Raw genomic sequence first — 18,920 nt, 5'->3', positions numbered from 1 at the left:
GACGCATACTTGACCTCTCGAGCGGCTGCCGCCTGAACGGCCATACACGCCGCCGCTTGTGGAACGTCGCCTTGGAAACATGGCCGCTTGCGAAGGCATCGGATCAACCTATCAAAAGCCGGATTTGCAAGGGGCAGCCACACCACAACTCAGGGACGGCCCGCCATTACAATCGGCGCCGTGAGCGTGACGGTGCACAGGAGCACGCCCAGCATTGCGAATGCCAATGGAAGGCCAGCCATGTTTGCGACGAGGCCGACGATAGCGGGACCGACGAGCAGACCCGTGTAGCCGGCCGTCGTGGTGACTGCGATCGCAAGGAGGGCCGGCATCGTCTTCTGTTTGCCGGCCCGGCGGTACAGCACCGGCACGATATTCGCAGCACCCAATCCGATGAGCAGGCATCCCGCCATGGCAATCGACGCAACTGGCGCCGCTAGCAGCGCCGCGAAACCTGTCATGATCGGCAGAGTTCCGAACATCAATGTGGCGCGATCGCCGAATCGCGTCACGACGGCATCTCCGCCGAGGCGGCCTGCTGTCATGGCAATGGAAAACAGCATGTAACCGAAGCCGCCATGCGCCTTGGAGACAAGACCTCGATCAACGAAAAACAAGGCGCTCCAGTCGAGCATTGCGCCTTCGACAAGAAAGGTCATGGCCGCAAGGATCGCAATGAGCAACACACGGCGATTGGGCAGGACGAGCCTTAGCCGTCGCTCGGTCCGACATGTTGCCAGAAACCGCGGCCAGGCCAACACAATTGCAATCGTCATCAACACCGAACAGATCAATGTTGAAACAAGCGCGTCAGCCCGCAATGAGAGGGAGGTGGTCATAACAGCCGAGCCGGCGACTTCGCCTATGCAGAACTGGGCGTGGAAGCCGGACATTAACGGTCGGCCGGCGGCCCACTCCACTTCCGTCGCGTGAACGTTCATGGCTATATCGATTGAACCAAGCGAAACACCGAAAGCAAACAGCACGGCGCCAAGCCCAAGAGGTGTGCTGGCCACAGCAAGCCACGGCAGGATGAGCGCAAGACCAAGACCACCACAAAGAATGATGGTTTGGCTGCCGTAACGTGCATTCGCCGCGCCGGTCACGAGCACAGCGACGGCTGATCCAACGCCGAGGCAGAGCAACACCAGACCAAGTACGCCATCATCGACCGCAAGCCGCTCCTTGGCGAGCGGCACCAGAGGTGCCCATGAGGCAAAGCCGAATCCGGCAACAAAAAATGCTAATCGGGTCGCGAGCGAGCCGGCTGGCTGATCGGCAAACGATAACACAGGACACTCCGGCGAGAAAAAGCCCGCAAGCGCAGCGCCGACCACCTTTGGGCGCTCGCCTACGGGCAATGCACGGCTCGACGACGATAGGCCGGGCTGAACATCCCACTCGCTGCAAGTGTGATGCCATGGTGAAGAAGACGTGCGCGGCGTCCCGTGGTGTGAGCCTCAGAGCGGCATTGACGCTTCAATAGTGAATTGTCGCGTGCTTTCTCGGATAAACGCGTACGGCCAAAGGCGACCGCGCTGTGCTTGCGCATTGTTCATGACCGTCGCAGGCTCAACAACGCTGGTCGGCTGTGTCGCAAGACGGACAAGGCCGACTGCGCAGCTCCCTGGCCGAGGTCACGCGATACGCGCGGACGCCAAGTAAACACTCAGACCGTGCGTTTTCGACGCGGTGCTCAGATGCCTAGTACAGCGGACGACAGCAATTGAGACGTCCCGGAAGGCCTAACCGACCCTTCGTGCGAGCGCGTGGCGCGCTCAACAAATCCGGGGCAGTTGTTCGCCCGACAACCAATCGACAATTCGTCCGCCGCCAAATCTGGTCGACATCTGCACCAAATGATGATGATCAGCGACCGCCTCGCCGATATCGGCCGCATCGCACCCGAGCGGATGCGCCTTCATGGCGGCAAGCACGGCATCCGCCATATCTGCCGCCACGATTGCAACGAGTTTGCCCTCGTTGGCGACATGGAGCGGATCAAGCCCAAGGAGTTCGCAGGCAGCCGTAACGGCGGGCTTTACCGGGATAGCCTCTTCCTGCAGGCGGAAGCCGAGGCTGGATTGATGCGCAATCTCGTTGAGCGTTGCGGCAAGACCGCCGCGCGTGGGGTCGCGCATCACCCGGATGCTGGCGCCGCCAGCCGCAACCATTACGGCTACGAGATCATGCAGAGCTGCAGAATCCGAGACAATGTCGACCTGGAAAGCCAGGTTGTGGCGTCGCGACATGATCGCAACCCCATGGTCGCCGAGGCAGCCGGAAACCAGGACGCGGTCGCCGATCCTTGCGTTCTCGGCGGACAGATCGAGCCCGTTGGCCAGAACGCCGACTCCCGTCGTCGAGATGAACAGACCATCCGCCTTGCCCCGCTCGACGACCTTGGTGTCACCCGTGATGATGTGAACGCAGGCGGCACGCGCCGCTGCGCCCATTGAATCCGCAATCGCCTTCAGATCCGAAAGTCGGAAGCCCTCTTCAAGGATGAAACTTGCCGCCAGATAGAGTGGACGCGCACCGGCCATCGCGACATCGTTGACTGTGCCGTGCACCGCGAGTGACCCAATATTGCCGCCGGGAAAAAACAGCGGCGAAACCACATAGCTGTCAGTCGTCATCACCATCCTGCCCGAGCGGACACCGAAGGCCGACTGATCGTTGCAACGAGCGAGCCATTCATTGCCGAACGCTTCGTGAAACAGGCCGAGGACCAGCTGCGTCGTGGCGCGCCCCCCGGAACCGTGGGAAAGGTCGATGCACCCGTTCTTGATATCGAGCTTGCGCTGATAGGACTTCACCCGCATCACGCCCGCCGCAGCTGATAGTCGCGGCCCCGGCCATACGTCCAGTGCGCGGCACAGGCGCCTTCCGATGAGACCATGCAGGACCCTATGGGGGTTTCCGGCGTGCAGACCGTTCCGAACAGCTTGCAGTCGACAGGGCTCTTCACGCCACGCAGGATGGCCCCGCACTCACACGCCGGATTGTCGACGACCGGCAGTTCGTGCATCACGAAACGCGCCTCGGCGTCGAATTTGGCGTAAGGCCGTTTCAGCTTCAGCGCGCTATCTTGTATGGGTCCGAGCCCACGCCATTCGAACTCGTCGCGGAGTTCGAAAACGTTAGACACCGCTACCATGGCGCGGTGGTTGCCTTCACGCTTCACCGCACGGCTATATTGGTTCTCCACCTCATATCGGCCGCCATTCACCTGCCGAACCAGCATCAGGATGGCCTGCATCACGTCGAGCGGCTCAAATCCCGCGATCACGATCGGCTCGCCGAATTCTTTTGCCAAGCGGCCGTAGGGCTCCGTACCGATGATGGCGCTGACATGCGCAGGCCCGATAATGCCGTCGATTTCGGCCCGGCCGAGAGCGCGGATATCGGGACTCTCGAGAATGCTTTGCATCGCCGGGGGCGTCAGCACATGGTTGCAGAACACGCTGAGATTCTTCAGCCGCTTCTTCCTGGCAAGCCGGATCATCACTGCCGTCGCAGGCGTCGTGGTCTCAAATCCAATGGCAAAAAAGACCACCTCCTGATCCAACGCCTGTTCGGCAATCCGGATCGCATCGAGCGTCGAATAGACCATCCGAATGTCGGCGCCGAGGGCCCTGGCTCGCAACAGCGATTGCCCTTGCGAGCCGGGCACCCGCATCAGGTCGCCGTAGACACAGAGGGTGACCTGCGGCCGGGCGGCGAGCCGGATCGCCATGTCGATCCGGCTGGCGGGGAGAACACAGACCGGACAGCCCGGCCCGTGGATCAAGCGGACATTCGCTGGCAGCAAGTCCTCCAGGCCATAGCGAAAGATCACATGCGTGTGTCCGCCGCAGAACTCCATGAACCGGTAGGCCCGTTGCGGATCAGCCTCAGTCCCAATCGCCCGCGCGAGCCCCTGGGCGATGGTCTTGTCACGGAATTCGTCGGCATATTTCATGGCCGAAGCTCCTGAGCGACGCTACCTAGTTCCCGCAAGAGCTCCAGCGTCCGCTCGGCTTCTGCGGGGTCGATTTTGGCCAGGGCGTAGCCGACATGGACAAGGACGTAGTCGCCGACCGCGAGATCGTCGATGAGCGCGATCGAAATCTCCAGGCTGACGCCATCGATGGACACGATGGCCATGTCACCGGGAAGGAGTTCGGTGACCTCAGCCGGTACCGAAAGACACATATCAAGCTGTTCCTTCGAGAGCTTGCGGCTGTTCAGCAGTCTGAAGAGCGGCGATCCAGGCTTGTCCGAGGCTCAAGCCACCGTCGTTAGGCGGAACCTGGCGTGGCAGCAGCGGAATGAGGCCGGCCGCCAAGCAGCCGCGCTCGATTTCATCGGCGAGCACCGCGTTCTGGAAGCAACCGCCGCTCAGAACGACGGTTGTGACGCCGGTTGTCTGCGCAGAGCGTGCGGCCCAATCAACGCAGGCTGCCGCGAACGTGCCATGAAACAGCTCGGCTCCCTCGGTGGCGCCGATATCATCTGCAATCAAGCGAGAAAACAGCGGGCGAAATGACAGCACATCGCCATCGATCATCCAACCCGCTTCGAGCACGAAAGTCTGCCGCACACCCGCCTCGAGCTTCATCGCGGCCTCGCCTTCATAACTCTGCGAAGTCGCGACCCCGAGCAGCGCGGCCGCTGCATCGAACAGCCGGCCCGCGCTGGTCGTGGTGGCTCCACAAGGCCGCTCGAGCAACGCCCGCAGATGCTCGGCCTGCGGCTGCGACGCAAAGCGGCGCGCAATTTCATGTCCCCGTCCCTGCATCTGAAGTATCGCGCTCGCCATCCGCCAGGGCTCGCGGGCTGCGCGGTCCCCGCCGGGCATTTGCAAGGGTTCAAGATGCCCAATGCGTCGAAACCGGGCGCCTTCACACAACAAGAGCTCGCCACCCCAGTTGCCGCCGTCGCAGCCATAGCCATGGCCGTCGAGCAGAAGGGCGAGCGCAGGCGCGGTGAGACCATGCTCTGCGATGACCGCAGCAGCGTGCGCGTGATGATGCTGGACAGCGATCAGAGCGCAGCCGCTTGTCTCCGCAAAGCGGGTGGACGCCATGTCGGGATGCAGATCATGGGCCATGACGACAGGCCTGACGTCCAGGGTCGACGTGAGATGGCGGACCGTCTCCTCGAAAACGCGAATGCCTTCAGCCGTATCGAGGTCTCCGATGTGCTGGGAGACGAATGCCTCATTGCCCCGCGTAACGGTGACAGTCGACTTCAGCGCGCCGCCGACGGCGAGCAGGGGCGGCACCGACCTCGCAAGCCGGATCGGTTCGGGAACATAGCCGCGAGCGCGGCGAATGAATTGGCGCCGTCCGGCCACGACCGACACCACGGAATCATCAGCACGCGTCAGGATATCGCGATCATGGGTCACAATAAGATCGGCGATGCCGGCAAGCCGTTGCAGCGCCTTTCCGTTGTCGATCGGAAGCGGTTTGCCTCTGGGATTGGCGCTCGTTGTGACGACGACCGGACTGTGCCCCTTAGGCCTTGCGCCAATCGAACCAAGCGCATGGAAGATAAGGTGATGCAGCGGGATTACGGGCAGCATGACGCCGACGCGCGACAGGCCGGGGGCTATTGCGGCCGCAAGATTGTTGCGCGAGCGCAGCAGAACGATCGGACGGGCGACGGATGCGAGCAGCGCGAGCTCGGCGGCATTCGTCTCTGCAATCTTGTTGGCCTGTTCTAAGGAACCGATCATGACCGCGAACGGCTTCTGGTCGCGCTGCTTCCGCTCACGCAAACGCAATACCGCGTCCTGGCTGGCTGTGTCGCAAAGCAGCTGATACCCTCCAAGCCCCTTTATCGCCACGATCTGGCCGCCGGCGATCGCCGCGGCAATATCATCGATCCCATGACTGAGCCGAGGGCCGCATGTCGGGCACGCGATCGCCTCGGCGTGAAAACGACGGCTCGCCGGATCGGCATATTCGGCCGCACAGGCGGCACACAACGCGAAGCGCCCCATCGCAGTGTTGCGGCGATCATACGGGAGCTGTTCGGCAATGGTGTAGCGCGGGCCGCAATGGGAGCAGTTGATGAAGGGATAGAGGTAATAGCGGCTCGTTGCGTCGAACAACTCATCGAGACATTGCTGGCACGTCGCGGCATCGGCGACGATCCGCGTCGACGACCTGCCCTGTTCGCTGCGGCGGATCGAAAAGCCTTTAGCCCCAAACGCACCGATCTCCTGAACCGAGATTTGGTCGATGCACGCCAATACTGGCCTTTCAAGCGGCAAGGCGGCCACAAACTCGGACGTGCCGTCACCCTCGACCTCGATGATGACGCCGTCGGGATCGTTGGCGACGAACCCGGCGAGCCCATATCGAGCAGCGAGACTATATACATACGGACGAAAGCCGACGCCTTGAACGGCGCCGCTGACGCGCAGGCGCAGACGCGTTCCCGCGCTGGCGATTGCCTCGCTCATGGCGCTGCGCCCACGACAGGATGGATCTGATCTGCCGCTTGTTTCCCAATCCAGGCGTAGAGCGCGGCAAAGCCCTCGCCAGTACGCGCTGAAATCGTCAGCACTTCAATCCTTGGATTGACGCGTCTTGCATACTCGACGGTTTGGCTCAAATCGAAGTCGACCAAGCGCGCCAGATCAATCTTGTTGATCAGCATGAGCGATGAAGCGGCAAACATTTCCGGGTATTTGAGTGGCTTGTCTTCACCCTCGGTGGTCGAGAGCACCACGATCTTGCAGGCCTCGCCGAGATCGAACGCCGCGGGACAGACCAGATTGCCGACATTTTCGATGAAGAGAATACCACGCTTGAGCGAGGGCAAGCGGCGATAAGCCTCGCTGACCATCGCAGCATCGAGATGGCAGCCCTTGCCGGTATTGATCTGAATTGCAGGCACACCGGTCGCGCGAATGCGCTCGGCATCGTTCGAGGTCTGCTGATCGCCCTCGATAACCCCAAGCCGCCAGCTCTGCTTGAGCTCGCTGACGGCGCGGACGAGCAGCGAGGTTTTTCCCGCGCCGGGGCTTGAAACAAGATTGAACACAAGCATGTCATCGGCCAGGAACCGGGCGCGGTTGTCGGCCGCGATCCTATCGTTCTTGCCGAGGATGTCGCGCCCGACCCGAATGACCCGCTCGCGGCTAATGCCCGAAACCGTCAAGCCGGCTGGATCAGCCGCGCAATCCACAAGCGCCCGCCCGCCATGAGTCTGCTGATGGCTGTGATCACGATGGTGATGACGGTGGTGAGAATGATGCAAGTCCTGGCCGGTATGGACATGATCATGGTGGTGATCACCGTGATCATGTGCCTGGCGATGACCATTGGCATGCGCACTGTGCGCATGGGTGCGTTCGGTGGAGGCCACTGCTTCGCTGCAGCCGCATATGGTACACATCAGTCGATCTCCAGCTCCTTGACCCGCATCTCTTCACCCGCAGTCACCTGCAGCTGATAGCTGCCGCAGCAGGGGCACGGCTCGTAGCGCCGGGCAATCGCGACGCTTGTCGAACAGGCCATGCACCAGGCGAGGCCAGGCTGCTCGACGATCTCAAGAACCGCGCCATCGGCGATGGTCCGCGCAGCAACGGCCGCAAAGCTGAACTTCATCGCCTCGGGAGCGACATGACTGAGCGCTCCGATCTCCAGACACACGGTCTTCACCTTCGAAAACGATCGCCGGCGCGCCTCCTCTTCGACAATCTCGATGATGCCCTCACAAAGCGCCATCTCATGCATCTCTGACTTCGCGAAAATTGAGGGTGAAGGCGACGCAAGGGTCGAACGATTCAATCACCCTGCGAATGGCGGCCTGTGCCTGCGGCCTCTTCGTCAGCACCGCACTCTGCAGGCTGCGGACAAGCGGTCCGCGCACGTGGAAATTCAATTCGGTTGGCGCAAGACATTCGAAGCACGACATCTGTCCCTGACGATCGAGCTCAACTGCATGATAGAGACGCCCCCGGGCGCATTCGACCGCGGCCGCACCACGGCGCAGTCCCAGTCCGTAGCTTTCGACGATCGCGTCCTGAGCTGTCTCGATATGAGCACCGGCTTTGAGCCAGGTGCACAGCCCGACGATTTCGGCGATCCGCGCCTTCAGCCGCTCGGCGGGGGGCGACCGGCCTGGCGAGGGCCGTTGACGGACCATTTGGCGGGCCCACGGACCGGTCTCGGGAATCCGGCCCTCCAGGTCGGGACGATGGCAAACCGTCACGTCATTCGCGAGCAGCCATTCAATGATGTCGTGGTCGTCGGCAGCGGATAGAAACGAATGCTGCATCGGCACAGGCTTAAATGCGACTTCGTCGAGCGCGGTGATGCGGAGCGCGAGTGGGCTGCCGCGCATCGGCGCGCCATCTTCATTCGATATGCCGAGCGCAGCCAGCGCGGCTGCGATGCGCGCCGTTGCCTCGCGTGAGACGGGGCCGCAGCCGGCCGTTGCGCCGCCGACAAGCACCGACACGTCCTGCATCAGGGCGCGGACCGCTGCGGCGCTGTTGATGTCCTGCGCGAGATGGGTGACAAGCAGGCTCCGGAGCAGTTCCGCCAGCCGCTCGGCAACGACCAGGGTGATACGGCGCTGTTTCGTAGCAAGGTTGACGCCTACGCCGCGCGCCGCCTCGATCGCGGACAGGAATGCCACTTGGTGCGCGGCCGCACACAATGAAAACAGCCTCGGCAGCGCATTGAGCAATGAACTGGCGGGTTTGCCGGCGAACAGCCGCGCCAGTGGTGGCCGGACCCGCGGCAGGATTTCGACCGCGGCAATTACCTCGCCAGCAAGCGATACGGTGATCTCCATCTGGTTGCGGACGGCGAGGTTCATGCGCGCCCCCATCTGCCCTCTGCCAGATCGTGGACGATCCGGCAGGTGCCGCCCCCCTTGCGCGCGTCGTCTGCGAGATTCTTGCGGACGCCAAAGTTCTCGAAGCTCGTCATTTGAAGTAGGCCTCGATGATTTCCTGCATGCGTTCGCCGGAATCCTCGAAGTCCTCGTCAGCCGCCAGCGCAACCGTCGGCACGCCCCCAACCTCGAGCGTATCCATGATGATGTTGTCCATGGAGTTGAAGAACTGCACCGACCAGATATTCCGGATGCCGGTCGCCTGCACTCGGCACGTGCCGTAGCCACGCGAGGTGAGCCGGATCGGCCCGTTGCCGACGCTTTGCTGCAGAAACGCCTGGTCGACCGGGCTCATCGGAAGGAGCGTGAAATTGATGATGTGCGCGCGCATGCCGGGCCGCCAGGCCAGCGCCCGATCGCGGATTTCCGCGAGCACCGGCAGCACGTTCATCGCGCCTTCCGGCGCCGCTTTGATCGCCAGATCAGTCGACGTCAGGTCGGTTGCCGCCCGCCGCACGATCTGTGGTATCGCGCCGATTTCGATATATTCGTGTGACGGATCATCCCCAATGCATACGCGCCAGATTCCCGCCAGCACCGATTCTTCGATCTGTGCCACTGAGCCATCCGGTAGCGCAACGACACCGGCGATTTCGCCCGTCCCAAGCACGTCGGCAATCAGCTTGCGCTCAAGGTCGCCGAGAGCCGCAAGCTTGAACAGCTGCGTTTGTGCGCCGCTCTTCTGGCGGGCAACGGCAGCAGCGACGTCTGACAACAGTGCGACGGCATTCGGACAATTCCTTGCCAGCTCGACGCCATCGAGCGAAGCGAGCTTGGCGAGCGCGGTAGCAGCCGTCCGCCCGCGATGGCCTGCGTCGAGGCTTTCCGCGCCAGCCGGAAACACGCTCAGCGGACGCTCGGCGCGTTGCGCGGAGGGGAAACCTGTTTTCATGATGCGACGTTCGCCAGTACGGGCTGAGGAATGGCATTCTTGACGACAGCCGCGCTAGGATGCAGGTGATCGATCAGTCTGAAGATGCGCTCGGTACGGATTTTCCAAACCCCGGCCTCTTCGATCGGGCAGCGTGTATCACCCTGGAGCCACCAAATCAGCGTCGACAGGACGCGCAGGCCGAACCGCCTGGCCAGCTTGCCTTCAGCGCTCCTGGCAGTCACCACGCCGACCACACGCCGCCGAAACGCCAGGAACAATTCAGGAGGCGAGACCGTGACGTCGATCGTCGCGATCCAACGCAAAGGATTGCCGGCCGACAGCAGCACCGCGATTATCCCCCAAAGATGGGCCGCGGCCAGCCGCGCGTCGATGCTTGCGATCACGAGGCCGAGCCACGTCAGATCATGCGTTCCCGACTGAAACCCCATCAGGCTCTTTTCTATCGTCCCGTTCCACCTGATGGGGTGTTAGCAAGGTGTGTGCCAATCACTGTCTCGTCGCAGTTTTGCGTTCCGCACGGATCAGCAGCGCAGGGCCGCTTGAGATCTTCGGCGCAGAGCTTGTTTCCGGCACGACACTTGTTATCCGTGAACAATGGCAAGGATGGGCAGCACGGTATCCGCACGCGACGCCGGCTAGCGGAGATGCCCCGGCAGCTGGGGCTCGCGACCGATCAAGTCCGCAAAGAACTGATCGCAATCGTGGCCCTTGAGGGCCGCATCGAGGCCGTCGAGCGCCTGCTCAATCAGCCGCGCCTCATCGTCATCCAGAAGCCGCACTGCGGTATCGATATGGACAAGCACCTTGGCGCCGATTGGCGGCTTGGAGAGCAGTATGACTGAGACGAACCGCGTTTCATTGCCATACTCGCACTGCGCCCGCATGCCGTCGGTCTCAATAATCGTCATTGGCAGGCCAACGCACATCATAACCCGCAAGCCGCTAGATCGGCCGCGCCCTCATCTCATAGTTTGCATGGTCGATATCATTGGCGAGCAGACGTTCCGAGGCGGACAACCACGTGGTCCGCAGTCTTGCCGGCGCTCCCCACTGAACCAGCAGTTCGCAAGCCAGTTCGATCGCAGGCGCAATCTGAGCGCGCACCGGATCGGTCAGCGGCCCGCCCCAATCCTCCAGATCCATCGGCTGACAGCCGATAAGAGCGAGCTCTCGCGGGCAGCGGCCAAGCAGGTCAGCTGCACTCAAGACCTCCTGAAAGCCGGTCTGATGCAGGCTCATCTTCTTGGCGGCGGTGAACCTCGGCACCTCGTCGTCTCGCAGCAGCTTCAAGTGCCCGGGCTGAAGTCCATAGTCGATGGCATCAAACACGATCAGGTAGTCGGCCTCCTCGAGAAAACTAACCAGATAGAGCCCCTGCGTACCGCCATCGAGGATCATGACGTTGTCAGGGACGGTGTAGCGGCGGTGGAACTCTTCCACCACCCGCACGCCGAACGCCTCATCGGCCCACAGGATGTTGCCGATGCCGAGCACCAGGATCCGCTTTGCGCTCTCGGGGGCCAGCATCGGCATCCTCGATCAACCGCGGAATTCGCGCTCGCCCGAAATCATGGAGGAGCGAATGCTCCGGCGCGACACGACGGCTTCCCAGATCACCGCGTAGATGTGGACGAGCGCAAAGCAGACGATCACCCACAGGCCAAGATGATGCCAGGTATGAACATCCTGACTGTTCGGCCAGATCGCAAATACCCAGCCGAACAGCTGATACTGCCAGCTGTCATTGCCGGAGCCCTGCGCATAAAGTGCAAAGCCGGTGACGATCATGAACGCGCTCGTCAGGGTAAACATGAAGAACATCGCGAGGAGAGCTAGCGGATTGTGCCCGACATGTTTCTCCGGCTTGGCCGCAAGGAAAGCGTACCAGCGCAGCGCGTGCCAGAGCTCACTCCAAAAGCACCTGCGCCAAAGCGGCACGTAGAAGATCTGCCTTGCATGGGAGTTTCCCACCAAGGCCAAATAGATGCGCAGCAGGAAGCCGACGGTGAGCACATAACCTGCGGAAAAATGCACAAAACGGATATAGCGGAACACGAGACTGTTGCTTGGCTGTCCCAGCATTGCTGCGGTCCCGGTTCCGATGAAGTAGCCGGTCACGCCCAATACCAGAATGGCTGCCGCATTCACCCAATGCCACAGCCACATCGGCGCTTCATAGAGGTCAACGACATCATGCTCGACGCTGCGATCACGCCGTGCTGCATCGTTGTCAATACGGGTAGTAACGCCTTGCGGCATCTTGTCCAGCACGGCTACCTTCCTATCGAACCTTGACCGACGCCATTTCCTGGCCGTCCGGGCTCATCACGTGGGTCGAGCACGCCAGGCACGGATCAAAGGAATGGATCGTGCGCAAAATCTCCAGCGGCCGCTCTGGATCGGCCATCGGCGTATCGATCAGTGCGGCTTCAAATGCGCCGATATTGCCTTTGGGATCGCGCGGCGAACCGTTCCACGTCGTCGGCACGACGCACTGGTAGTTGTCGATCTTGGTGTCCTTGACCTTGATCCAGTGACCGAGCGCGCCACGCGGTGCCTCGGTGAAACCGTAACCCTTGGCCTCCCTCGGCCAGCTTTCCGGCTTCCACTTGGTGGTATTGGCCGTTGAAGTGTCACCCGCCTTGATGTGGGCCACCAGCTTTTCCTGGAAATAGCGCATCTGATGGGCCGCCCACTGGCATTCGAGGGCGCGCGCTGCGGTGCGGCCGAGCGTCGAGAAAAGCGCCGTCACGGGAAGATCGAGTGTCTTGAGCAGCCTGTCGGTCGGATCCGCGAATTCCGCTTTGCCTTGCGCATAACCGATGATGTATCGCGCCAGCGGTCCTACCTCGACAGCGTTGCCACGCCAGCGCGGCGCCTTGATCCAGGAATACTTGCCGCCCTCATCGAGCTCCCTGATGTCGGTCTTTGCGCCCTTGAAGTTGGCCCCGAGCTGGAAATTCGGCTCGGTGACGCCATCCCAGGGATGCAGCCCGCTGGACTCGTCGGGATACTTGTACCAGGAGTGCGCAACGAATTCCTGGATCTGCTCGGAATCACCGTGATCGATCGGCAGGACCTCGTTGAGATTGCCATCGAGGATGACGCCGCGCGGCAGCTTGAGATTTGCCGCAGAATAATCGTTGGCGGTTTCGGGGATGTCGCCATAGGACATCACGCTCTTGGCCGACAAACCGCCGCCATGGAGCCAGTCTTTGTAGACTGAGCCGATCGCCGCAACGTCGGGCAGATATACCTTTTCGACGAACTCGATCGAACGGTCAATGATCGATGACACGAGGTTGAGCCGCTCCATGTTGATCGCGCCCACCGCACCGGTGCCGTCGACATTGATCGCGCAGGGCACGCCGCCAACCAACCAGTTCGGATGCGGGTTCTTGCCCCCGTAGACGGCGTGGATCTTGACGATCTCCTTCTGGAAATCGAGCGCCTCCAGATAATGCGCCACGGCCATGAGATTCGATTCCGGCGCAAGCTTATAGGCCGGGTGGCCCCAATAGGCATTCTTGAACGGGCCGAGCTGCCCTGAATCGAAGAACTTTGTGAGCCTGATCTGCAGATCCTTGAAATAGCCCGGTGATGAAAGCGGCCAGGACGAGATCGACTGCGCCAATCTCGAGGTCGCCTTGGGATCGGCCTTGAGCGCTGAGACCACGTCGACCCAATCGAGCGCGTGCAGGTGATAGAAATGCACGAGATGATCATGAACCTGCAGGCAAAGCTGCATGATGTTGCGTATCGAGTTGGCATTCTCAGGAATCGTAATGCCGAGCGCGTTCTCAACCGCGCGCACGGAGGTGAGCGCATGGGTGCCAGTGCAGACGCCGCAAATCCGCTCGGTAAACGCCCACGCGTCGCGCGGATCGCGCCCGCGCAGGATGGTTTCGATGCCACGCCACATCGTTCCGCTTGAGACGGCATTGCGGATCACATTGTCCGAATCGAGGTTAACCTCGACACGCAGGTGACCTTCGATCCGAGTTAGCGGATCGACGACAACGCGTTTTCCGGCTCCATCGAGCTTGAACCCATTGGGTGTCTTTACGCCCACCCTCTCCCCCTAGCCTCGATGATTGTCCTGAGCTGCACCATCCCCTTTACGGGTGAGCCGCTTCGCGGCCGTCACCACCGCATGCGCAGCAACGCTAAGACCGACCGCGCCGGCGGCTGCCATGCCGATTTGGTCGGCGGTCTTCTCGATACCGAATTGCTTGATGGTCGTGAGGTGGTCATAAGCCGAGCCCCTGTCCCAGAAGCCGTCTTCGGGGCAGGCGAAGCAACCATGGCCGGACTGGATCGGAAAGGAAATGCCGCCGTTCCACCGAACGGTCGAGCAGGCGTTGTAGGTGGTCGGTCCCTTGCAGCCCATCTTGTAGAGGCAATAGCCCTTGCGCGCGCCCTCGTCGTCCCACTCCTCGACAAATTGGCCCGCATCGAAATGGGGACGCCGATAGCACTTGTCGTGGATGCGCTGGGAATAGAACATCTTCGGACGCCCCTGGCGGTCGAGCTCGGGAAGTTTTCCGAACGTGGTGATGAAGGTCACCACGCCCGTCATGACCTCAGCGATCGGCGGGCAGCCGGGCACCTTGATGATCGGCTTGTTCGTGATCACCTTATCGATCGGCGTCGCCCCTGTCGGGTTGGGCTTGGCCGCCTGCACGCAGCCCCAGGACGCACAAGTGCCCCAAGCGATGATCGCCATGCAATCGTCCGCCATCGATCTGAGCTTTTCGACGAACGGCTTGCCGCCATCAATGCAGAACATTCCGTCTTCGTTCAGCGGTGGGTTGCCTTCGACGGCAAGCACATACTGGCCTTTATACTTGACGCGGGTCTCCTCAAGGATGGCTTCGGCCTGGTGTCCTGCCGCTGCCATGATGGTATCGTCATAATCGAGCGAAATCATCGAGAGCACCGCGTCCTTAACCAACGGATGGGCCGAGCGGATAAAGCTTTCAGAGCAGCAGGTGCATTCGAGCCCATGCATCCAGATCACAGGCAGACGTGGCTTGGTCTCGAGCGCGTTGGCAATATGGCTTGCCGCGAGCGGGCCGAGCCCGAGGCTCACGGCCGTCAAACCGCAGAATTTGAGGAAGCTGCGACGCGTGATACCTTGACGTCTGATCACATTGTAGAACGTTTCCGTTGCCGCGCCCATCGCCCCTCCAATGATCTGTTATCGGCTGTGAGAATTGCTGACGTTCAGATAGCAAGAAGCAGGCCAATCGCACTTGGACAGACCGATACCAAACCATCCCTCTGCCAATTGCGGTGAGATTGGTGAGCCAGCGTTACCGGGCAACTATTCGACCCCACAGCCAGATGACGGTGCGCGCGACGTGCACGAGCGCCTGTACGAAGGATCGGATGGTACAAAAGCGCACGATACCCGGTGATGCCTCCATGACGAGCACCCGGCCGTGAGGTCGCAGGAAGGCACGTTGTACTCGAGCAGATATTCCTGCACGAGGACAAGCGGTGCCGTTGACCGTCCATCCTTTTGGGCCATTCGTGTCTGATTTGAAACGCCGATGTGAGAAACCTCACCAAGCAGCACGATCGTCCGCTGCGGCAGCGGCAAAGGGTCGCTTTTGCTCGTTGCGAACGGATGCAACACTTTCGCGAGCGGCACGCCGACTGCGGAAACAAGAATCGGTGCTTGAAGGACGCCGCACACAACGGGTCAGGAGTTCACAATGAGGTCTGCTCGATTGATCCAGCTCAATGCGACGTTGAAGCGAGGCAAAATTGTAGGATACGGGCCTCGAAAAGGTTCCGGCGCATTTCGTCCGAGCGAGACCAACAGCGAGGCTGTCTATGCGCACCCGCCCGAGCCGCGACGCAGCGGGTCCGGTCGAAACCACGACCGTTGCCGTGGAAGGCGTTGTGGCGAGCCTAGACCGCGTCCGGGCGATGCAGCATATCGACCGTAATGGTGCCGCGGGCGCGCGAGACACATGCGCAGATCTTCTCGTTAGCGCACTTCTGAGTCTCGCTGAAGAAGACGTCACGATGGTCCACCTCACCGTCGATATGGAGCAGGTCGACGGCGCAGACGCCACACTCGCCGCGCCGGCAATCCGAAATGACCTCATAACCGGCCGCATTGAGCGCATCCAGCATCGAGCGATCGCGCGGAATCTCAATTTCGATGCCCAGGTCCGCGAGGCGCACCCGGAAATCCTCGGTCGGCAGCAGCCCGCTCGAACCGAAGGTCTCGTAGCGCAGGTCGGATAACGCACGCCCCGCGCCGGTCCAGGCCCGGCGCGCAGCATCAAGCATCCGCATCGGGCCGCAAAACAGCGTCATGGCATCAGGCGGCAGCGAGGCGAACAAGGCGCCGAACTCGAGGCGGCGCCCTTCGCTGCCCGCATGGACAACAAGGCGCTCGTTCAGCAAGGTGGCCAGAACATCCAGATAGACGGCATCTTCACGCGAACGCACCGCGTAATGCAACGTGAATTCGGCCTTGCGGCGGGCGAGCGCCTGAGCTGCCCCAATCAACGGCGTGATGCCGATGCCGCCAGCGATCAGACAATAATTCCCGCGCGCCCAGTCGATCGGCAGCAGCGAGGTCGGCAATGTGATGGTCAGCCGCGCCCCGGCCGCGAGCGACCACATGTAGCGCGAGCCGCCGCGGGAATCCTCCGCCCGCCGCACCGCGATACGGTAGCCGGCGCGGTCGGCTTCACCGATCAGCGAGTAGGACCGCATCTCGGGGCGGCCATCGACGGTGACGGCGACATCAATATGACTGCCGACCCGGTAGGCCGCACCGTCGAAACTTTCAGGCCTGATCAGGAACTCGCGGATCGAGGAAGTCAGATCGCGAGTCGCAATCAGGGTTGCGGGAATCCAGGTTTCGATGAAGCGCATGCGCTCCTCCTTTAATCGCCTGCAGTCCTGATGAGTGCCAGCCCCGGCAGCAGGTCAAAATGCGTCTTATTCTTGAGCACCAGCCGCAAATTGCGCGACGCCAGCCGCGCGTGCTCGCGCATGATCGCCTCGGCCCGCGCGCCCTCGCGGTTTTCAATTGCGTCGACCACGACGCGGTGTTGATCTTGCGCAATCAAGAGCGTCTCGTGCGCCTGCGGCAGTTCTGATTGGGTCATCACAAAGCCGCTTGGCGAAGCAAACGGCAGCGCGGACGCGCGATCGATCTGTCGGATCAGGGACGGGCTGCGCGACAATTCGGTCAACAGCACATGAAATCGCGCATTCAGCGTGACGTAGGAGGAGAAGGCCTCAATCGAGATCCGATCCCGCTGCACCAGGCTGTCGATCTCGTCGAGACATCCTTTCAGTGGCTCGAGATCGCGCGACGAGACCCCGCGCTCGGCGGCAAAGCGCGCGGCCAGCCCTTCCAGCGCGCCGCGCAGTTCGATCGAATCCAGGACATCTCGCTCGGAGAACCCTTTCACCGTGAAGCCGCCGGAAGGGATCGCTTCCAGAAGCCCTTCCTCCTCCAGCCGAACCAGCGCCATTCGCACCGGGGTGCGCGAGGCGCCGGTCGCCTCCACCGCCTGCAATTCGGAAATCCGCTCGCCCGGGCGCAAATCGCCAGACAGGATCAGATCACGCAGGCGGAGCTGCGCGCGCACGGTCTGTGAGACGGAGCGATCACTGTCTTGCTCGGCCATGCCCTACTCCGCGGCCTGCCGATGTGGCGGCGGATTCTCCGCCTCGATCATGCGATCAATCAGGCGCCGCGCCCACATCGCGCCTGCATCGATATTGAGGTTGTAGAAGACCCGATCGGGGTTTTCATCGATCGCGCGCTGCTGCGCCTCGAGAATGAGCTCGTCCTCGCGGAAGATGCCGGCAACGCCTTCGCGGAGTTCGGTGGTCAGCCGCTGTTCACCTATCCGATAATTGCGCACGAATGCCCAGAAATAGTGACAGCTCGTTTCCGTCTCGGGCGTGATGGTGTTGAGAACAATCCCGTTGACGCCGGCCGAGCGATCGCCTTCGGGCGCGCCGGTTCCGGCGGGCGCAACACCGACGTCGATATTGATGGTGCACGGTGCCGCGAAACGAATGATTTGCCAGCGGTCGACCGGACCAGACTTTTGCAATTGCTTGGCCCAGAACGGCGGCGCGGTAATCCCCTTCATCCAGCGTGTCACGGTCGCGGTCATCTCGCCATGAGTGACGTCGAACGGCGCTTCCGCGATGGCATCATCGCCGATGCTGGCGCCGTGCACGAAGGTTTCGTGCGTCAGGTCCATGAGATTGTCTACGACCAAACGGTAGTCGCATTTGAGGTGAAGGGTCTTGCCGTCGCCGGCCCAGGCAGGATCGTCGTTCCGGTGCATGTCGGGCACCAGTCCTGGGTCGGCCAGCGCTGGATCGCCCATCCACAGCCAGATGAAGCGATGACGCTCGACGACAGGATAAGCACGCACGCAGGCGGAAGGGTTGATCGTCTCTTGCGAGGGCATGAAGGTGCAGCGGCCCTGCGCGTTGAACTTCAGCCCATGATAGCCGCAGACGAGAGTGTCACCCTCGAGCCGACCTTTTGAGAGCGGCACCAGTCGATGCCAGCAGGCATCCTCCAGCGCAGCCACATCCCCGTTGCTGCGGCGATACATCACGATGTGCCTGCCGCAAATCGTGCGCGGCAGTAGCGCCTGTTTCACGTCGGCGTCCCAAGCGGCGGCGTACCAAGCATTCATCGGAAAACAGTGACCCATTCCTCGCTCCTCCTCGCTCACGAATACTCACAGTATACATGTGGCAAATGTTTGTGGTGGATGCGGAGGGAATTGCGCGACATAGCGACTTTAATGGCGCATATATTAATGGTGTCTATGGAATTATTGTATACATAATATCGGGAGATATGATCGCGCCCGCGTCCAGCGGGAAAGCCCCTCTCCAGTGGTTGAGGCCGCACCGGATCTCCTCGGCGAGCTTCGCCTTGGCGAAGATGCGCAAACCGCTCTTCGAGCCGCTAGACTAGCCCATAAGCAACGCCACCCAGGGCTGACTCCTTGGCGCACCGGGCGCTGCGTCGCACTCATCCCGCCAATCGTCGTTTCGATCTTTTCGAGCGCTCCAATTGCGATCGGCGCATTTTCAGAACGGGCCGCGCGCT

The 18,920-nt window shown here is 61.6% G+C and carries 18 protein-coding genes; all 18 read right to left on the bottom strand.

Going from position 1 to position 18,920, the window contains the following annotated elements; genetic code table 11:
• Positions 1-149: 149 nt before the first annotated feature.
• Positions 150-1,292, bottom strand: coding sequence for an MFS transporter (locus tag AS156_RS11650; protein ID WP_066504127.1), 1,143 nt, complete (start codon positions 1,290-1,292; stop codon positions 150-152).
• Positions 1,293-1,778: 486 nt separating this feature from the next.
• Positions 1,779-2,825, bottom strand: coding sequence for a hydrogenase expression/formation protein HypE (gene hypE / locus AS156_RS11645; protein WP_066503825.1), 1,047 nt, complete (start codon positions 2,823-2,825; stop codon positions 1,779-1,781).
• A complete protein-coding gene (gene hypD / locus AS156_RS11640; RefSeq protein ID WP_066503823.1) occupies positions 2,825-3,964 on the bottom strand; it encodes a hydrogenase formation protein HypD in 1,140 nt (379 codons plus the stop codon). Before hypD ends, hypE begins: the two co-directional genes overlap by 1 nt.
• Complete coding sequence (locus AS156_RS11635; RefSeq protein WP_066503822.1) at positions 3,961-4,197, bottom strand: HypC/HybG/HupF family hydrogenase formation chaperone; 237 nt, start codon at positions 4,195-4,197, stop codon at positions 3,961-3,963. Before AS156_RS11635 ends, hypD begins: the two co-directional genes overlap by 4 nt.
• A 1-nt stretch (position 4,198) precedes the next feature.
• Positions 4,199-6,457 (bottom strand): carbamoyltransferase HypF, encoded by a 2,259-nt coding sequence (hypF, locus tag AS156_RS11630; RefSeq protein WP_066503820.1) that lies wholly within the window; start codon positions 6,455-6,457, stop codon positions 4,199-4,201.
• Positions 6,454-7,395 carry a hydrogenase nickel incorporation protein HypB gene (gene hypB / locus AS156_RS11625; protein WP_066503818.1) on the bottom strand — a complete coding sequence of 314 codons (942 nt, stop codon included), beginning with the start codon at positions 7,393-7,395 and terminating at the stop codon, positions 6,454-6,456. Before hypB ends, hypF begins: the two co-directional genes overlap by 4 nt.
• Complete coding sequence (hypA, locus tag AS156_RS11620) at positions 7,395-7,736, bottom strand: hydrogenase maturation nickel metallochaperone HypA (RefSeq protein ID WP_066503817.1); 342 nt, start codon at positions 7,734-7,736, stop codon at positions 7,395-7,397. The genes hypB and hypA overlap by 1 nt, the downstream gene beginning before the upstream one ends.
• A complete protein-coding gene (locus AS156_RS11615; RefSeq protein WP_245312724.1) occupies positions 7,729-9,012 on the bottom strand; it encodes a hypothetical protein in 1,284 nt (427 codons plus the stop codon). The genes hypA and AS156_RS11615 overlap by 8 nt, the downstream gene beginning before the upstream one ends.
• Positions 8,936-9,796 carry a hydrogenase expression/formation protein gene (locus tag AS156_RS11610; protein ID WP_066503815.1) on the bottom strand — a complete coding sequence of 287 codons (861 nt, stop codon included), beginning with the start codon at positions 9,794-9,796 and terminating at the stop codon, positions 8,936-8,938. The genes AS156_RS11615 and AS156_RS11610 overlap by 77 nt, the downstream gene beginning before the upstream one ends.
• Positions 9,793-10,182 carry a thioredoxin domain-containing protein gene (locus tag AS156_RS11605; protein WP_160331077.1) on the bottom strand — a complete coding sequence of 130 codons (390 nt, stop codon included), beginning with the start codon at positions 10,180-10,182 and terminating at the stop codon, positions 9,793-9,795. Before AS156_RS11605 ends, AS156_RS11610 begins: the two co-directional genes overlap by 4 nt.
• 252 nt (positions 10,183-10,434) lie before the next feature.
• Positions 10,435-10,725, bottom strand: a complete 291-nt coding sequence (locus tag AS156_RS11600) for a HypC/HybG/HupF family hydrogenase formation chaperone (protein WP_066504125.1) — start codon at positions 10,723-10,725, stop codon at positions 10,435-10,437.
• Positions 10,726-10,741: 16 nt separating this feature from the next.
• On the bottom strand, positions 10,742-11,326 hold the full coding sequence (locus tag AS156_RS11595; protein ID WP_066504124.1) for a HyaD/HybD family hydrogenase maturation endopeptidase: 585 nt from the start codon (positions 11,324-11,326) through the stop codon (positions 10,742-10,744).
• A gap of 12 nt (positions 11,327-11,338) precedes the next feature.
• Positions 11,339-12,070 (bottom strand): Ni/Fe-hydrogenase, b-type cytochrome subunit, encoded by a 732-nt coding sequence (cybH, locus tag AS156_RS11590; protein ID WP_066503811.1) that lies wholly within the window; start codon positions 12,068-12,070, stop codon positions 11,339-11,341.
• Between the two features lie 10 nt (positions 12,071-12,080).
• A complete protein-coding gene (locus AS156_RS11585; protein WP_066503806.1) occupies positions 12,081-13,871 on the bottom strand; it encodes a nickel-dependent hydrogenase large subunit in 1,791 nt (596 codons plus the stop codon).
• Between the two features lie 9 nt (positions 13,872-13,880).
• Entirely contained in the window at positions 13,881-14,981 is a 1,101-nt protein-coding gene (locus tag AS156_RS11580; RefSeq protein ID WP_066503805.1) for a hydrogenase small subunit, read from the bottom strand.
• Between the two features lie 737 nt (positions 14,982-15,718).
• Entirely contained in the window at positions 15,719-16,699 is a 981-nt protein-coding gene (locus AS156_RS11575) for a PDR/VanB family oxidoreductase (protein ID WP_066503803.1), read from the bottom strand.
• Positions 16,700-16,710: 11 nt separating this feature from the next.
• Positions 16,711-17,463 (bottom strand): GntR family transcriptional regulator, encoded by a 753-nt coding sequence (locus AS156_RS11570; RefSeq protein ID WP_066503802.1) that lies wholly within the window; start codon positions 17,461-17,463, stop codon positions 16,711-16,713.
• A 3-nt stretch (positions 17,464-17,466) separates the two neighbouring features.
• Positions 17,467-18,516, bottom strand: coding sequence for an aromatic ring-hydroxylating dioxygenase subunit alpha (locus AS156_RS11565; protein WP_066503800.1), 1,050 nt, complete (start codon positions 18,514-18,516; stop codon positions 17,467-17,469).
• Between the last annotated feature and the right edge of the window lie 404 nt (positions 18,517-18,920).

Origin of the sequence: Bradyrhizobium macuxiense, assembly GCF_001542415.1 — a bacterium.
GTDB lineage: Bacteria > Pseudomonadota > Alphaproteobacteria > Rhizobiales > Xanthobacteraceae > Bradyrhizobium > Bradyrhizobium macuxiense.
This window is presented reverse-complemented; position numbering and strand designations above follow the sequence as displayed.